The 676-nt window shown below is 69.2% G+C and carries 1 protein-coding gene; it reads left to right on the top strand.

All coding sequences use genetic code 11. The annotated features are described in order from the left end of the window. Nucleotides 1-676: 1,4-dihydroxy-2-naphthoate polyprenyltransferase (locus tag B1729_RS20175; RefSeq protein WP_163634604.1), on the top strand; the 676-nt coding region annotated here is incomplete at both ends.

Genomic DNA, 676 nt, shown 5'->3' with positions numbered 1-676 from the left:
CGCGGTCACGCCGATCCTCGTCGGCACCGGTGCCGCGATCCTCGTGACCGACGTCTTCCACTGGGTGATCGCCCTCTTCTGCCTCATCGTCTCGGTGTCGCTGCAGATCGGCGTCAACTACGCCAACGACTACAGCGACGGCATCCGCGGCACCGATGACTTCCGCGTGGGGCCCGCGCGCCTCACCGCGTCCCGCAAGGTCAGGCCGCGCACAGTACTGCTGGTGGCGCTGGCCTTCTTCGCGATCGCGGCGGTGGCAGGCCTCGCGATCACGATCCGCACGCAGCAGTGGTGGCTGCTCGCGGTCGGCGCCGTCTGCATCATCGCCGCGTGGTTCTACACCGGCGGCAAGCGCCCGTACGGCTACTACGGCCTCGGTGAGCTCGTCGTCTTCGTCTTCTTCGGCCTCGTGGCGACGCTCGGCACCACGTGGGTGCAGGCGCTCGCGCTGCCGCAGGAGGCCTGGTTCGGCGCCGTCGGCGTCGGACTCCTCGCGTGCGCGGTGCTCCTGGCCAACAACCTCCGCGACATCGACCAGGACCGCGTCGCGGGCAAGAAGACTCTCACCGTGCTCATCGGCCGTACCGCCACGCGCTGGCTGTTCACCGTGTTCGTGCTGGCGGCGTTCCTCATCGCGGCATACCTCGCGTGGATCGGCTACCCGATCGCCTGGCTC

Source organism: Microbacterium sp. B35-04, assembly GCF_010634885.1.
Taxonomy (GTDB): Bacteria; Actinomycetota; Actinomycetes; order Actinomycetales; family Microbacteriaceae; genus Microbacterium.
The sequence above is the reverse complement of the archived record's forward strand: the minus strand, read 5'-3'. Positions and strand labels throughout refer to the sequence as shown.